16 protein-coding genes and 1 pseudogene are annotated in these 14,887 nt (G+C 67.4%); all 17 read right to left on the bottom strand.

Features of this window, described 5'->3' with window-relative positions; genetic code table 11:
* Positions 1–65: 65 nt before the first annotated feature.
* Complete coding sequence (locus NE2_RS13600) at positions 66–689, bottom strand: FHA domain-containing protein (RefSeq protein WP_063026245.1); 624 nt, start codon at positions 687–689, stop codon at positions 66–68.
* A gap of 238 nt (positions 690–927) precedes the next feature.
* Positions 928–1,293 carry a histone-like nucleoid-structuring protein Lsr2 gene (locus NE2_RS13605; protein WP_030517338.1) on the bottom strand — a complete coding sequence of 122 codons (366 nt, stop codon included), beginning with the start codon at positions 1,291–1,293 and terminating at the stop codon, positions 928–930.
* A 114-nt stretch (positions 1,294–1,407) separates the two neighbouring features.
* Positions 1,408–2,874 (bottom strand): lysine--tRNA ligase, encoded by a 1,467-nt coding sequence (lysS, locus tag NE2_RS13610; RefSeq protein ID WP_063026246.1) that lies wholly within the window; start codon positions 2,872–2,874, stop codon positions 1,408–1,410.
* A gap of 165 nt (positions 2,875–3,039) precedes the next feature.
* Positions 3,040–3,477, bottom strand: a complete 438-nt coding sequence (locus tag NE2_RS13615; RefSeq protein ID WP_063010130.1) for a rhodanese-like domain-containing protein — start codon at positions 3,475–3,477, stop codon at positions 3,040–3,042.
* Positions 3,474–4,133 (bottom strand): cysteine dioxygenase, encoded by a 660-nt coding sequence (locus NE2_RS13620; protein WP_084494016.1) that lies wholly within the window; start codon positions 4,131–4,133, stop codon positions 3,474–3,476. Before NE2_RS13620 ends, NE2_RS13615 begins: the two co-directional genes overlap by 4 nt.
* 175 nt (positions 4,134–4,308) lie before the next feature.
* Positions 4,309–5,103, bottom strand: a complete 795-nt coding sequence (locus tag NE2_RS13625) for a type III pantothenate kinase (protein ID WP_030517342.1) — start codon at positions 5,101–5,103, stop codon at positions 4,309–4,311.
* Positions 5,104–5,124: 21 nt separating this feature from the next.
* Positions 5,125–5,544 carry an aspartate 1-decarboxylase gene (gene panD / locus NE2_RS13630; protein ID WP_030517343.1) on the bottom strand — a complete coding sequence of 140 codons (420 nt, stop codon included), beginning with the start codon at positions 5,542–5,544 and terminating at the stop codon, positions 5,125–5,127.
* Positions 5,545–5,558: 14 nt separating this feature from the next.
* Entirely contained in the window at positions 5,559–6,512 is a 954-nt protein-coding gene (gene panC, locus NE2_RS13635; protein WP_063026247.1) for a pantoate--beta-alanine ligase, read from the bottom strand.
* Entirely contained in the window at positions 6,512–7,495 is a 984-nt protein-coding gene (locus NE2_RS13640; protein WP_084494017.1) for a Rossmann-like and DUF2520 domain-containing protein, read from the bottom strand. Before NE2_RS13640 ends, panC begins: the two co-directional genes overlap by 1 nt.
* Positions 7,496–7,722: 227 nt before the next feature.
* Positions 7,723–8,034: pseudogene (locus NE2_RS13645) on the bottom strand (diiron oxygenase); the annotation flags it as partial.
* 84 nt (positions 8,035–8,118) lie between these two features.
* Positions 8,119–9,186 carry a DUF6779 domain-containing protein gene (locus NE2_RS13650; RefSeq protein WP_063026249.1) on the bottom strand — a complete coding sequence of 356 codons (1,068 nt, stop codon included), beginning with the start codon at positions 9,184–9,186 and terminating at the stop codon, positions 8,119–8,121.
* A gap of 70 nt (positions 9,187–9,256) precedes the next feature.
* Entirely contained in the window at positions 9,257–9,727 is a 471-nt protein-coding gene (locus NE2_RS13655; protein WP_063010222.1) for a DUF3180 domain-containing protein, read from the bottom strand.
* A 22-nt stretch (positions 9,728–9,749) separates the two neighbouring features.
* On the bottom strand, positions 9,750–10,286 hold the full coding sequence (folK, locus tag NE2_RS13660; protein WP_063026250.1) for a 2-amino-4-hydroxy-6-hydroxymethyldihydropteridine diphosphokinase: 537 nt from the start codon (positions 10,284–10,286) through the stop codon (positions 9,750–9,752).
* Positions 10,283–10,675: a dihydroneopterin aldolase gene (gene folB / locus NE2_RS13665; RefSeq protein ID WP_030517350.1), complete on the bottom strand. Its 393-nt coding sequence runs from the start codon at positions 10,673–10,675 to the stop codon at positions 10,283–10,285. Before folB ends, folK begins: the two co-directional genes overlap by 4 nt.
* Positions 10,672–11,619, bottom strand: a complete 948-nt coding sequence (gene folP, locus NE2_RS13670; RefSeq protein WP_084494018.1) for a dihydropteroate synthase — start codon at positions 11,617–11,619, stop codon at positions 10,672–10,674. The genes folB and folP overlap by 4 nt, the downstream gene beginning before the upstream one ends.
* 10 nt (positions 11,620–11,629) lie before the next feature.
* A complete protein-coding gene (gene folE / locus NE2_RS13675) occupies positions 11,630–12,301 on the bottom strand; it encodes a GTP cyclohydrolase I FolE (protein ID WP_063026251.1) in 672 nt (223 codons plus the stop codon).
* Between the two features lie 75 nt (positions 12,302–12,376).
* Positions 12,377–14,785, bottom strand: a complete 2,409-nt coding sequence (ftsH, locus tag NE2_RS13680; RefSeq protein WP_063026252.1) for an ATP-dependent zinc metalloprotease FtsH — start codon at positions 14,783–14,785, stop codon at positions 12,377–12,379.
* Positions 14,786–14,887 lie beyond the last annotated feature (102 nt).

The raw sequence follows: 14,887 nt of genomic DNA on the forward strand, positions 1-14,887 counted from the left end.
AGGGAACCGTGCGGATCGATACCGGCGGGTAACCGGAATCGCGCGTCACATCCGGCGGACGGATTTCAGAGATCGCGGTGCGAGATGATGCCGTTCTGGATGGCCAGCGCCGCCAGCCGCACCCGCTTCTGATTCTGCGGCAGATCCTCGACGCCGAACTTCGAAAACAGCGCGCGCAGATGGGTTTTGATCGCATCCACGCTCAGATACAACTCGTCGGCGATCTGCTGATTGGAGGCGGGCGTGGCGAATTCGGTATTGCCGCGGTACGGGCGGCACAGCGCGATCAGAACCGCGCGCTGCGTATCGGTGAGCGAACGGGGGCTCGGCACCGAGCCGACGGAAGTCCGGGTCGCGTCGTCGACCGTGCCGGTGTAATCGTGAAACGACAGCATCGAGGTCCCGACCCGGATGCGGTCGCCGGCCTCCAGCCTGCGGCGACCGGCCAGCCGCTCGCCGTTGACGAAGGTGCCGTTGCGCGAGAGTCCGTCGTCGACGATCGTCCAGTGCGCCCCGAGGTATTCCACTGCCGCATGCAGTCGCGACACCTCGGCGTCCCAGCCCAGGGACAGATCGGCCTGCGGCGAACGCCCGATGGTGATGCGCTGATGATCCGGGGTCAGCGTCAGTTCGTGCCGGCGGCCGGTGTCGTCGATGAATCGAAGAAACGATTCGTGAATATCCGTCACCGCGTTGCTACCCCCACCCTCGTACCGCCAGTGACGTGGTCTGCATAGGCCCCATGTTGCCGCGCCGACGCGGCGACGAGCAAGATCACCACGCCGGGGCCGTCCGGGTACGGCCGCACCGAAATACCGCGACCGCACCGAAATACCGCTGAGGCATCGAAATGCCGCTGCCGCCCGGACGTCGCACGATTCCTCCGGGCGGCAGCGGCACAGACGCAGCCGGGTCCTTTCGACCGCACTAGTTGTTGCGGCCGACTTCCTTGTGGTAGCTCTCCACGACATCGGCGGAGATGCGACCGCGCGCGGAAACCTTGTGGCCCTTACGCCGCGCCCACTCCCGAATTGCCGCACTCTGTTCGCGATCCATGGAAACTCGGCCCTTCGGCGCACCGGTGGTCGCACCGACCGGCTTGCTGCGCCGGCGACCGCTCACCCGGCGGGCATTGGCAACCCACACATCCAGCCCGTCCCGCAGCTTCGCCGCATTCGCCGCCGACAGGTCGATCTCGTACGAAACACCGTCGATCGCGAACTCGATGGTCTCGTCCGCAATGGACTCACCATCGACATCGTCGATCAGGCTAACGGTGACCTTCTTTGCCATGAGATGAACGTCCTCTCGAAATCGTGCGACCCGGATACCAGGCCGATGCCCGAGTCGAGAATACCTCTAGATACGAAATTTCCAAGACGGGGAATCGGCATTCAAACCCGGTACTCAGCGACCGGACGGACGCACAATTGGGAACAGTATGGTTTCCCGGATTCCGAGTCCGGTCAGTGCCATCAGCAACCGATCGATTCCCATACCGGTACCCGTTGTCGGCGGCATACCGTGTTCCATGGCGGCGAGGAAGTCCTCGTCCAGCCGCATGGCCTCGTCGTCACCGGCGGCGGCGAGTCTGGCCTGGTCGACAAATCGTTCCCGCTGCACGACCGGATCCACGAGTTCCGAATAGCCCGTGGCCAACTCGAATCCGCGGACATACAGATCCCACTTCTCCGTGACGCCCGGCTTACTGCGATGCTGGCGCGTCAAGGGTGAGGTCTCCACCGGGAAGTCCCGCACGAAAGTGGGCGCATAGAGCTTGTCGCCATAGCTGTGTTCCCACAGTTCCTCGACAAGTTTGCCGTGGCCGTAACCCTTGTCCGGGGGAATTTCCAGACCGACCCGATCGGCTAGCGCGAGCAATTCCGGAACAGTAGTTTCCGGCGTTACCTCGACCCCCAGCGAATCGGATAGCGAGGGATACATCTCGATGGTGTTCCACTCACCACTCAGGTCGTATTCCGTACCGTCGGCGAGTGTGACAACCTGAGTGCCGAAGACCTCTTGAGCGACTTCCTGGATCAATTCCCGCATCATCCGCGCGGAATCGTCGTAGGTGCCGTAGGCCTCATAAGTTTCCAACATCGCGAACTCGGGCGAATGCGTCGAGTCGGCGCCCTCGTTACGGAAGTTGCGATTGACCTCGAAGACCTTCTCGATCCCGCCCACCACGCAGCGCTTCAGGAACAACTCCGGCGCGATGCGCAGATACAGATCCATATCCAGCGCATTGGAGTGGGTGACGAACGGACGCGCTGCCGCACCTCCGTGCAAAGTCTGCAGCATCGGCGTCTCGACCTCGAGGAAACCCCTGCGCTCCAACGCATTTCGCAGTGCGCGCACGGCCGCCACCCGGGTGCGGGCCATCTCCCGCGCCTCCGGGCGCACGATGAGGTCGACATAGCGCTGGCGGACCCGCGACTCCTCGCTCATCTCCTTGTGCGCCACCGGCAGCGGACGCAGCGATTTGGCCGCCATCGACCACGAATCGGCCATCACGCTCAATTCGCCGGTGCGGGAGGAAATCACTTCGCCGTGCACGAAGACGAAATCGCCCAGATCGACATCGGCCTTCCACGCCGCCAGCGCATCGGCTCCGACACCGTTCAGGCTGATCATCGCCTGTAGCTTGGTGCCGTCCCCCTCCTGCAGCGTGGCGAAGCAGAGCTTGCCGGTATTGCGCATGAAGATGACCCGGCCGGCCACACCGGCCTGCACGCCGGTGCTGGTGTCGGGCTCGAGGTCGGGATAGGCGGCGCGGATCTCGGCGAGGGTGTGGGTCCGCGGCACCACCACCGGATACGGCTCGACGCCCGCGTCGAGCAGCCGCTCACGCTTCTCCCGGCGGATCCGCATCTGCTCGGGAACGTCGACTTCCGCTGCGGCAGGATGCGATTGCCCCGCAGGAACCCGGCCCGCGGAGCCACCGGACGAAGGGCTTTTCGGGGTGCTCACAGCGAACCACCCTATCGTGCGCCGGAAATCGTTTTGCGCGCGCCCGACCCCCGCTCACCCGGGCTATTACAGCGAGACGAGTGCGGTGATCTCACCGGCCAGATGCGGTGCGCCGGCGGCCACCGACAACAGCCCCGCGGCCTTTACCGCCTGATAGCCACCGACCAGATCGGTGGCCCGGTGCAGACCCAGTTGCTGCAGTGTGGCGGCCGCCAGACTGGAGGTGTAACCCTCCGAGCAGACGATCACCCATTCGCGATCGTGATCGGTGGCCAGGGCGAGCCGCGCGGGGCTGGTGGGGTCCAGCCGCCACTCCAGCACATTGCGCTCGATCACCAGGGCGCCCGGCAGGGTGCCCTCCTTGACCCGCTGGGCTTGCGGGCGGATGTCGACCAGCAGGGCGCCGCGGGCGATCGCCTCCGGCAATTCGAACGCGTACATGCGCGTCAATCGCGCACGCGCCGCCTCCAGCATGTCGTTGATGGTGAGATGCGGGTACGTCATTTCACATCGCCTTCGGGCTGGTCGGTGAGCACGGTCCGGGTACGTCGCAGCGTCCCGTGGCCGGTCACCTCGTAATACGACATGGCGGACAGAGGTGGTGAATACGCGTGCACCGAGAGCGTCGGATTCGACGGCTCGGGCACACCCGCGAGCTGATCCGGGGCACGCACCACGTCGTGCACCCAGCCGAGCGGGAACGAGGCCTGATCACCGGCCGTGAGAGTGCGCTGCCGCAATTCCTTGCCGTTCCAGCGGAATTCCGAGAGCGCGCCGCTCAGCACGGTGAGCGCGCCGAGCGAGCCGGCGTGGTCGTGCAATTCCGTCGACCGGTCCGGCACCCAGCTGATCAGCCAGACATCGACCTCGTCGTCGGCGAGAAGCCGGACGGCCCAACGGTTTTCGGTGGGCCATACGCCACCGGACGGCAGCAGGTGGTCGAAGCGGCCGGCCATGACGTCCTCGGCGCCCTCGTCGGTCAGCCGCAGCAGATCCGCCGGGCGCAACCGGGTCGGCAATGCGGGCGACACCGAGCGATCGGTGATCTCGGCGGTGAGCCGGTTGGCCGGACGAGCGGGCGGCAACTGCCCCGTCCGGCGACGCGCGGCGTCACCGCTCGCGGCGGAGGTAACAGCAGAGGCGAGGGCAGAGGAACGCATGAGCGAAGCTCCAGGAGTAGTGGATGGCCGAGGGCGGATACGCAGCCTCGACAATCAGCCGAGGCGAATCAGCCTCGACAACACTCCTGGGTGCTCACGCGGAAAGTCACGAGCCGAAGTCTAGCAGGGTGACCAGCGCGTGCAAGGCGGTGTGTTTCACCCCACAGCGCGCGGGTCACGGGCGGCGGCGCTGCTGGTTGCGCTCGTAGACCAGACGCAGGCCGTCCAGGGTCAGATGCGGCTCGTGGTGGTCGATGGTCTCGGATTCGGGGACGATCAGCGGTGCGGTCGGCCCCGTAGCCACCACCGACACATCGTCACCGGCGAAGGCGTCGAGTTCGTCGCGAATCCGGTCGATCAAACCGTCCACCAGGCCCGCGAAGCCGAACACCGCGCCGGACTGCATGCACTCCATGCTGTTCTTACCCACCACCGAACGCGGGCGGGTCAGTTCCGCGCGTCGCAGCGCACTCCGGGCCACCAGCGCCTCGGTGGAGATCTCCACGCCGGGGGCGATCGTCCCGCCGAGGAACTCTCCCTTCGCCGACACCAGGTCGACACAGATGGCGGTGCCGAAATCGACCACGATCGCCGGCGAATCGAAACGATGATATGCCGCAAGGCAATTCACGATCCGGTCCGCGCCGACCTCTTTCGGATTGTCGACCAGCAGCGGAATTCCGGTGCGCACACCGGGTTCCACCAGCACGTGCGGCACGTGCGACCAGTAGCGGCCCAACATGGTGCGCAACTCCCGCAGCACCGGCGGCACCGTCGACAAGGCCGACACCCCGACCACCTGGTCCAGCCGCTCGCCCACCAAACCCCGTACCTGCATGGCGAATTCGTCGGCGGTCAGCAGCGGATTGGTGTGCACGCGCCAGGTGTGCACCAGCTCCGCATGCGCACCACTGCCCGAGAACAGGCCGATCTCGATACTGGTGTTGCGGACGTCGATCGTCAGCAGCATCCTCGCCCCGCTGCCCGCGGCTCAGGCGAAGGTCAGCGAGCGCGGCGAGGTCAACCCCGAACCCTCCGGGGCGTGCGCCGGGTCCGAACCCAGCTCCACCGGACGGTTGCGGTCGTCGACGAACACCACCCGGGGCTGGTACTCGCGCAGCTCGGCCTCGTCCATCATGCCGTAGGCGATCAGGATGACGAGATCACCCGGATTCACCAGATGCGCTGCGGCGCCGTTGATTCCGATCACGCCAGATCCGCGCTCACCGGCGATCACATAGGTTTCCAGCCGGGCGCCGTTGTCGATATCGACGATGCAGACCTGCTCACCCTCGAGCAGATCGGCGGCGTCCATCAGATCCGGGTCCACGGTCACCGAACCCACATAGTGCAGATCGGCGTGAGTCACCGTGGCACGGTGGATCTTCGACTTCATCATGGTGCGCAACATCGTGGTCGCCTTTCCTATGCGTCGGCCTGGGCAGGCTGGAAATCGGGGACAGCGTTGTGGCCGCCCACAGAGGGGACGGTGACGGGCACGTTGTCGATCAGGCGGGTGGCGCCGATGCGGGCGGCCACCAGCAGACGAGCGTTGCCGCTGCTCGGAATGGGGCCCAGATCCGAACCACGCAACTCCAGGTAGTCGACATCGACACCGGTCGCACCGTCGAGCACGGAGCGGGCCGCCGTTACCACCGCCTCGGGCCCCCGCCCCGCCGAATGCCGGCCCGCGGCCAGCGCGGCGGACAGTGTGATCGCCAACTCGCGCTGCTGTTCGTCCAGGTAGCGGTTGCGTGAGGACAGGGCCAGGCCGTCGGACTCGCGCACCGTGGGCACCGCGACGATATCGACGTCGAAGTTCAGATCCCGGACCATCTGCCGGATCAATGTCAGCTGCTGATAGTCCTTCTCGCCGAAGAACGCCTCGTGCGGACGGACGATCTGCAGCAGTTTCGCCACCACCGTCAACATCCCGGCGAAATGGGTCGGGCGGCTGGCGCCCTCCAATTCGGCGCCGAGCGGTCCCGGATGGACCGAGGTGCGCGGGCCGTCCGGGTACATCTGGGCGACGCTCGGCGCGAACACGAGCGCCACGCCCTCCTCACGCAGCAGCGCCACATCGCTGTCGAGCGTGCGCGGGTACTTGTCGAAGTCCTCGTTCTCACCGAATTGCAGCGGGTTGACGAAGATCGACACCACCACAACCTGATTCGTGCGCTTGGCGCGGCGCACCAACTCCAGATGGCCCTCGTGCAGAGCACCCATCGTCGGCACCAGCGCGACCGTGCGACCGACCCCGCGCAGTGCGGAGGTCACCGCCGAAACACCGGCCGGCTCGTGTACGACCGTGAGCTCGCCCGGGCGATACAGCTTGCGCAGTTGCTCCGGGGTCAGCTTCTTCGCTCCCGAATTCGACATCAGTGTCCCTCCAGCAGGCCGATCAGATCCGGATTCGTGCGGGCCAGCTGCGCTGTCCGCAGCGACATCGCGCGATAGCCGGCGGCCAGCTCCGGATCTGCCGCGGCCAGTGCGTCCAGGTGCGTCGAGACCGCGAGGGCGTCACCCCGCGCCACGGGGCCGGTCAGCGCCGGCAGGCCGCGCCGCAGCGCATTGTCCAGCGCCGCCGAGACCAGCGGTGCCAACATCCGCTCCGCCAATCCGTTGGGCTGGTCGTCGACCACCTGCTGTCCCAGCAGGCCCGGACCCTCCAGCGCCGCCCGCAACGCCGCGACCGCGTCGACGATCAGGGTGACCAGATGATTACTGCCGTGCGCGAGAGCCGCGTGATACAACGCGCGATTCTCCTCCGGGACCCGCACCGGCTCGCCGCCCATCTCGATCACCAGCGACTGCGCGATGGCATAGCCGATCTCGTCGGCCGCGGTGATGCCGAAACAGGCATTCGCCAGGCGGGCGGTGTCCTCGTCGTGGCCGGTGAAGGTCATCGCCGGATGGATCGCCAGCGGGCGGACATCGGTCAGCGGGGACAGGACGGCCACGCCGTTGGCCCCCGAGGTATGCGCGACGATCGTCCCCGGACGGACCACGCGCGCCGCCGCCAAACCGGCCACCAGGCCGGGCAGTTCACTGTCCGGTACGGCCAGAATCAACAGTTCGCTGCGCGCCGCGATCTCCTCGGCCGGCAAGATCTGCGACTCCGGCAACCGCGTGTGCGCCCGATGCCGCGACGCATCGGAAATCGCCGACACCCCGAACACCACATGCCCGGCCCGCTCCAGCGCGACACCCAGCGCCGAACCCACCCGGCCCGCCGACACGATGCCGACGGTCAGCCGGGCCGGCGCCGGATCGCTGCCGGGTACAGCGGACGAGCCCGAGACCGCAGGCGCGGCGGGGCGCGACGAATCGGCCTCGTCGGGCCGCGAAAAATCGGAGGTCACCGTTGTCCTCTCGGAAGGCGTTCCAGTCCCGCATGGCGGGTACCGGACGTTACGAGTCGAGAATAGGTAGTGACCGGGGGCGCTGCCAGAGGACCCGCGCGTGATATTTCCCTCAGTACCTTTGGTCTGCGCTTCGCTTCGGACCTTTGGCCTCCGCTTCGCGTCGGCAGGGGTCTCGGCCGTCGGCCCTATGCGGCCTTACGGGCGGGTTCGCTGCGGTACACCAGGTACTGCATCAGACCGCGGATCAGCAGCTGCTCGAAGTCCAGGCCGACCTTGGCGATACCGGCCTGCCGCCACATACCCATCGCGATTTTGCGTTCCACCGGCTGCGCCTTGTACCAGGGATGACGTCCCAGCGGATCCTCGTCCGGCATGATCCAGCGGGTATCGGTGGGATCGACCGCGAATTCCGGTGAATCCCAATCGATGTCGACGTAGGGGTCGAAGTTCTTGTGCACCGAACCCTCGGACAGACCGCGCAGGATCTCGTGATACTCGGGATCGGCCGATGTGTTCTTTACGGCAGTGGACAGCATCTTCGGTGTCTCCTTCGCAGTACTCCTCCTGCGAAAGTTACCGAGCGTCACATGCAACCTGTTTCACAGGCGTGATCGCGGGCATTACGAGCTGTTCTGCTCCGATCGCAGATTCGCCATGATCTCCGCGACGGTGAGTTTGCGCCCCGGCTGATCCTCGTCGGAATCGGCGTGGCGACGACGGCGGGAACCGGCGGTGCCCATGGTCGTCGTGGGCTGGACGGGAGCCAGCCGCGGCACCGAGGAACTCGGGCGCGAGTCGCCGGACTCCGTGGCCGCCGGCTCGGAGGTCCCGTTCGCCGACGCGGTGGCGGATTTCGCCGAGCTCGCCGAGGGACCGTCGCTCTGCCGGCCGCCGGATGGGGCCGATCCGGACTCCGGCGACAGGGACTCCGATGGCTGGGACTCCGGCGGTCCGGACTGCGCGTCCCCGCCCTGGCGACCGCCGTTTCCGTCGCCGTTCACCGACGGTCCGGACGAAACGCCCTCCTCATCCGGCGCCTCCGCCGACACCACGGCGGTCTCGGCCGTCACCGGATCGTCGTACGGACTGGCGAAGGCCGGGGGTTCGGGATGATCGGGATCGAAGACCGGCGAGACCACGTGCAGCGGCACGGCAGGTGCGCTCCACGCGTCCCAGGTGTCGGTTTCCTGCGAGCTACCGTTCGCCACGGTCGCGTGGGTGAGCTCCTGCACCCGCACGGCCTCGGCGCGCAGCGCCGGTCGGTCGACCAGTAGGTCGCCGTCGAACAGCCGCTGCAGGCTTTCGCGCAACACGGTCAGTTCACTGCGCAGCGCGGCCAGTTCCGCGGCGTCCGCACCGACCTCCCGGCGCACCCGCGATTCGACACCGAGTTCGTATTCGCGGCGGGCGGTTATCTCGCGTTCGAGCTGCAACTCGTAGACCTTCTGCAGGTCACGAGCCTTGGCCTGATCGATCGCCGCATCCCGGCGATAGCGGGTCGCCGCCAGCGCGGCCACCGCGGCGGCCCACAGAGCCGCGACCAAACCGACCCGGACCAACTGCACATTGTTGCTGAAAATCAGAAACACACTGGCAATCAGACCGAGCAGAATTAATACGCCGACGACGATTTTTCCCGCGTTGTCCCGCTGTCGCGGGGAAGCACTGCTACGGGAGGGTGAAACCATGTCCGCAAGGGTAGCTCGAATAGCGGACTCCGGCGCGCAGCCGGTCCGGAACTCCACCGGATCGCGTTAGCTATGAGGTAGCCGGTTCGTCTGGTGGCTCATGTGGCGCGCGGCAGCAATACTCCAGCCACAGCGCGGCGGCGACCAACACCACACCGGCGATCAAACCCACGATGGCGCCGGGGGTGTCCGAGGCGGCCGCGCGGATATCCGACCGCTGCGGCAGCACCCAGATCAGGAAGCCCAGCCACACGCCGGCCGCCAGGGAACCCACCTGCGCCGAAGCCTTCGCCAGCGCCACCGCGCGGGCCGCGGTGATCGGATGCAACTGTTTCGGCCCGTCACCGATGCGGTGATCGCCGACGCGGGCGCGAATCACGAACGCCAGCACCGCTTCCACGGCGGCCACCGGATACAGCGAGGCGGCCGCGATCACGGTGATCGGCGGAAAGCTCGAATAGGCCCACCGAGTCGCCACCCATGCCACCGCGGCGGCGATCACGACATTGGCGAGCAGATCCAGAATCTTGGTCGGCCTCATGACGTTCATGACCAGCCGCCGTTCATCGTTGCGCCGCGGACAGCGACAGGTCGGTGAGCCGGACGCCGTCGATCTCGTCCGGGTCGAGTTCGGCGAGCAGTTCCCGAACCGGCCGGGTCCGGCCGAGCACCTCTAGCGTCGCGTCGGGTTCGACTTCGGCCCACGGCACCAGGACGAACGCGCGATTGTGCGCCTGCGGATGCGGCAGTGTCAGTTCCGGGTCCGCACTGGTCACCGGATGCAGCCCCGCGGGGCCACGCTCCGCGCACCAGACCACGTCGACATCCAGAGTCCGTGCGCCCCAGCGGATCTCGCGGACACGCCCGGACCGCTGTTCCAACCGCTGTCCGCGTTCGAGCCAATCGCGCGGGCCCAGTTCCGAATCCTCGACCACCACAACGGCATTGAGGTAGTCCTCCTGCGGCACTCCACCCCACGGAGCGGTCGAGTACACCGACGAGACGGCGACCAGCTGCGGCGTCAGCGCCTCCACCACACCGCGGAGATGGGCGAGCCGATCTCCCAGATTCGACCCGATCGACAGCACCGCACGGCTCATCCGGCCACCTCCGGGGTCGGCGGTAATCCTCGCCGCCTGGTGGCCACCACGCGGACATCGGCGAAGGTGTGCGGAATCGGCGCCGAGGGCTTGTGCACGACCACCTCCGCTGCGGTGACGCGCTCGTCGCGCATCACATCGTCGGCGATCTCGGCGGCGACGGTCTCGATGAGATTGCGCGGCGGACCGGAGACGATCGCGACCGCGCGTTGCGCCAGCTCGCCGTAGTCGACGGTGGCCGACAGCTCATCGGTCGCGGCCGCCTTCGCGAAATCCAGCCACAGGGTGATGTCGACCAGGAATTCCTGGCCGTCGCGGCGCTCGAAGTCGAAGCAGCCGTGGTGACCGTAGGCGCGCAGACCGCGCAGCTCGATGCGATCGGTACTCACTCGCTCCCCTGATTGTGTGAACCGGCTTCGGCGGCTCGCCGCTCCACGGATTCGGCGGCCCACCGCTCTGCGGATTCGGCGGCCCGCCGCTCTGCGGATTCGGCGGCCCGCCGCCAGGCATCCGCGACGGCGATGGCGTCGAGCGACGACCGCACATCGTGCACTCGCACGCCCCATGCGCCGTGCTGAGCGGCCAGGGCGGAGATGGTGGCGGTGGCGACCTCACGCCCGTCGGGCGGGCGCGGTCCGGACTCGTCGCCCAGCAGCGAACCCAGGAAACGCTTGCGGGAGGCGCCGACCAGAATCGGCAACCCCTGGGCCGTCAGTTCCGGCAGTGCACCCAGCAGGGCCCAGTTGTGCTCGGCGTTCTTGGCGAAGCCGAGGCCGGGGTCCAGGACCAGCCGGCTCGGATGCACGCCGGCCGCCATGGCCAGATCCACCTGGGACGAGAGTTCGGCCAGCACCTCGCGCACGACGTCGTCGTAGTGATCGGCGGGGCCGATGTGGCGATGGTCGGCATTCGCCCGCCAGTGCATCAGAATCCACGGGATCTCCGCGGCCGCAACGACTTTCACCATCTCGGCATCCGCGCGACCACCGGATACGTCGTTCACCACGCTCACTCCGGCGTCGATCGCGGCGGCCGCGACACTCGCCCGCATGGTGTCCACACTGGTCGGCACGCCGGCTTCCACCAGCCCGCGAATCACCGGGACCACCCGCTGGGCCTCGGTCTCCGGATCGATCCGAACGGCGCCCGGGCGGGTGGACTCACCGCCCACATCGATGATGTCGGCGCCCGCCTCGTACAGCCGCACGCCGTGGGCGACCGCGACCGCCGGATCGAGGTAGCGGCCACCGTCGGAGAAGGAGTCGCTGGTGACGTTCACCACGCCCATCACCACGCACGAGCGCCCGTCCCGGGGAGTGATCAATGCGCTCATGGGCGATCGCTCATTTGCGCAGGATCAGGTCGAGGGCCTCGGCGCGCGAGGACGCGTTGGTCTGCAGCAGGCCGCGGACCGCGGACGTGGTGGTGCTCGCGCCCGGCTTGCGGATGCCGCGCATCGCCATGCACAGATGCTCGGCCTCCACCACCACGATGGCGCCCCGCGGATCCAGCTTCCGCATGACCGCATCGGCGATCTGGCTGGTCAGCCGCTCCTGGACCTGCGGCCGCTTGGCGTACAGGTCGACCAGGCGAGCCAGTTTGGACAGACCGGTGACCCGGCCGTGCGGGCCCGGGATATATCCGACGTGGGCGACCCCGTGGAAGGAGACCAGGTGATGTTCGCAGGTCGAGTACATCGGGATGTCGCGCACCAGCACCAATTCCTGATGCCCTTCGTCGAAGGTGGTGTTCAGCACCGAATCAGGTTCAACGTACAGGCCCGCGAACATCTCGCGATAGGCGCGCGCGACCCGGGCGGGGGTATCGATCAGCCCGGGGCGGTCGGGGTCCTCTCCGACCGCGACCAGTAGTTCACGTACCGCGGACTCGGCCCGCTTCTGATCGAAGGGCCGACCGGTACCCAGCGCGATCGGAGCCGGTTCCTTCGCAACCACGGCGGCACCCGCGCCCGACGCCGAATCGGACCCGGCGGGAGCGCTGTTGTTGGCCGACATACGAGGACACCTCCACAATCACGTAAATCAACGCGCCGACAGCGCGGTTCGACCGTCGAGCCTAATCGCAGCCGGTCAGCGGTGGCTGTTCGGTCCGTCCCAATCGCCGTGATCCTGGGTGCCGTTCTGCGTCGATCCGTCCTGATCTCCGGGCCATTCGGGCCGGCGATGACCGCCGCCGTAACGCTGCGGCTCGCCATAGCGCTGGGGCTCGCCGTATCCCTGGGAACCGCCGCCCTGAGGGGCGCCGCCGTACTCCGGCTGCTGCGGCGATCCGCCCGCGGACGGATCCTCCTGCGGCGGCCAGCCCGGAGCCGACCAGCCTGCGGGAGCGCCGTAATCCGGCCGGGAGCCGTGCGTACTCTGCCGCGGATATCCCGGGCCACCCGCGGGCCGCGGGTAGTTCCCGGGCTGCGGGGCCGGATAGCTGTAGCCGGTCGGAGCCGGGGCCGGGTTGCGATGCCCCTCCTGCGGATAACCGTTGGCCGGTACCGGCTGCGGCGCGGGCTGCTGGCTCGGCGTGCGGGTTTCGGCTTCCTCCGGCCACGGTTCACCGCGTTCGGCGGCGAGCTCGCGCGGGGTCTTCACCGGCGGCCGATCCGAGGGCACGCGTTCACCGAAATCGTTGAAGGCGGTGATGCGCGGGCGCTTGTCGACGGTGGCGAGCACCTGCTCGAGGTCCTTGCGGTGCAGGGTCTCGCGCTCCAGCAGCGCAATGGCCAGCGCGTCGAGTTCGTCGCGGTATTCGTTGAGGATCGCCCATGCCTCGGTGTGCGCGGCCTCGATGAGGTTGCGCACCTCCTCGTCGATCTCGCGGGCCACCTCGTGCGAGTAGTCCGAGCCGGTGCCCATCGTGCGGCCCAGGAACGGGTCGCCCTGTTCCTGCCCGTAGCGCACCGCGCCCAGCCGGGCACTCATGCCGTATTCGGTGACCATCGCACGCGCGATCTTGGTCGCCTGGTCGATATCGGACGAAGCGCCGGTGGTCGGCTCGTGGAAGACCAACTCCTCGGCGGCGCGGCCACCCATCGCCATCACCAGGCGGGCGATCATCTCCGAACGGGTCATCAGGCCCTTGTCGTCCTCGGGCACGGTCATGGCGTGGCCGCCGGTGCGACCGCGGGCCAGGATGGTGACCTTGTAGACGGGCTCGATATCCGGCATCGCCCACGCGGCCAGAGTGTGACCACCCTCGTGGTAGGCGGTGATCTTCTTCTCGTGCTCGCTGATGATTCGGCTCTTGCGGCGCGGGCCGCCGATCACGCGGTCGACCGATTCCTCCAGCGCCGGTCCGGTGATGACGTTGCCGTGCTCACGCGCGGTGAGCAGCGCCGCCTCGTTGATCACATTGGCCAGATCCGCACCCGACATGCCGACGGTGCGCTTGGCGAGGCCGTCCAGATCGGCATCGGGGGCGATCGGCTTGCCCTGCGAATGCACCCGCAGGATCGCGCGCCGACCGGCGAGGTCCGGATTGCCGACCGGGATCTGACGGTCGAAGCGGCCCGGGCGCAGCAGCGCCGGGTCCAGGATGTCCGGGCGGTTGGTGGCCGCGATGATGATCACACCGGTGCGGTCGCCGAAACCGTCCATCTCGACCAGCAACTGGTTCAGCGTCTGCTCGCGCTCGTCGTGCCCACCGCCGAGGCCGGCGCCGCGCTGGCGGCCGACCGCGTCGATCTCGTCGACGAAGATGATGCAGGGGCTGTTCTGCTTGGCCTGGTCGAACAGGTCACGCACGCGGGAGGCGCCGACACCGACGAACATCTCGACGAAGTCGGAACCGGAGATGGTGAAGAACGGCACCCCGGCCTCACCCGCGACCGCGCGGGCCAGCAGCGTCTTACCGGTTCCGGGCGGGCCGTAGAGCAGCACGCCCTTGGGGATCTTGGCGCCCAGCGCCTGGTAGCGAGCCGGATTCTGCAGGAAGTCCTTGATCTCGTACAGCTCTTCGACGGCCTCGTCGGCACCGGCCACATCGGCGAATGTGGTCTTGGGCATATCCTTCGACAGCTGTTTGGCCTTGGATTTACCGAAGCCCATCATGCCGCCGCGACCACCGCCCTGCATCCGGGCCATCACGAAGACGAACAGGCCCAGCAGAATCACCATCGGCAGCACGAACAGCAACACCTGGGTGAACCAGCTGTCCTGTTTGACCGCGGTGTTGAACGGCGCTCCGGACTGCTGCACGTCGCGCAGGATCTGCGCGGAGACCTCGCTGCCGCCGGGATACTTGGCCATGATCTGGTTCTGGCCGCCGGTGGCGTCGTTGCCCTGTTTCAGGGTGATGCGCAGCTGCTGTTCTTTGTCATCGATCTGGACCTGCTTGACGTTCTGCTTGTCGGCAAGCTGGGTGAGCGCCACCGAGGTATCGACGTTCTTCCAGCCGCGCGTGTCGTTGCTGAAGTAGCTGACCAGATAGATCACGAGCAGGATGCCCGCGACTATGGCCAGGTTGCGAAACACTGTCTTGCGGTTCATAGAGCGTCGGCCGGCGGGCCAGTCCTTTCCGGTGTTTCCGGTGTATGCCTACTATGCGTCGGGCGGGGCCGTATCCATACCGGCACCGACCGGGTCGGGCAG

Source organism: Nocardia elegans NBRC 108235, assembly GCF_001612845.1.
GTDB classification, from domain to species: domain Bacteria; phylum Actinomycetota; class Actinomycetes; order Mycobacteriales; family Mycobacteriaceae; genus Nocardia; species Nocardia nova.

What these genes read in the sequence shown, in the direction of transcription:
- NE2_RS13605 (WP_030517338.1), bottom strand. Translation starts at nt 1,293, where the DNA reads ATGGCAAAGAAGGTCACCGTTAGCCTGATCGACGATGTCGATGGTGAG.
- lysS (WP_063026246.1), bottom strand. Translation starts at nt 2,874, where the DNA reads ATGCGGATCCGCCGGGAGAAGCGTGAGCGGCTGCTCGACGCGGGCGTC.
- NE2_RS13615 (WP_063010130.1), bottom strand. Translation starts at nt 3,477, where the DNA reads ATGACGTACCCGCATCTCACCATCAACGACATGCTGGAGGCGGCGCGT.
- NE2_RS13620 (WP_084494016.1), bottom strand. Translation starts at nt 4,133, where the DNA reads ATGCGTTCCTCTGCCCTCGCCTCTGCTGTTACCTCCGCCGCGAGCGGT.
- NE2_RS13625 (WP_030517342.1), bottom strand. Translation starts at nt 5,103, where the DNA reads ATGCTGCTGACGATCGACGTCCGCAACACCAGTATCGAGATCGGCCTG.
- panD (WP_030517343.1), bottom strand. Translation starts at nt 5,544, where the DNA reads ATGTTGCGCACCATGATGAAGTCGAAGATCCACCGTGCCACGGTGACT.
- panC (WP_063026247.1), bottom strand. Translation starts at nt 6,512, where the DNA reads ATGTCGAATTCGGGAGCGAAGAAGCTGACCCCGGAGCAACTGCGCAAG.
- NE2_RS13650 (WP_063026249.1), bottom strand. Translation starts at nt 9,186, where the DNA reads ATGGTTTCACCCTCCCGTAGCAGTGCTTCCCCGCGACAGCGGGACAAC.
- NE2_RS13655 (WP_063010222.1), bottom strand. Translation starts at nt 9,727, where the DNA reads ATGAGGCCGACCAAGATTCTGGATCTGCTCGCCAATGTCGTGATCGCC.
- folK (WP_063026250.1), bottom strand. Translation starts at nt 10,286, where the DNA reads ATGAGCCGTGCGGTGCTGTCGATCGGGTCGAATCTGGGAGATCGGCTC.
- folP (WP_084494018.1), bottom strand. Translation starts at nt 11,619, where the DNA reads ATGAGCGCATTGATCACTCCCCGGGACGGGCGCTCGTGCGTGGTGATG.
- folE (WP_063026251.1), bottom strand. Translation starts at nt 12,301, where the DNA reads ATGTCGGCCAACAACAGCGCTCCCGCCGGGTCCGATTCGGCGTCGGGC.
- ftsH (WP_063026252.1), bottom strand. Translation starts at nt 14,785, where the DNA reads ATGAACCGCAAGACAGTGTTTCGCAACCTGGCCATAGTCGCGGGCATC.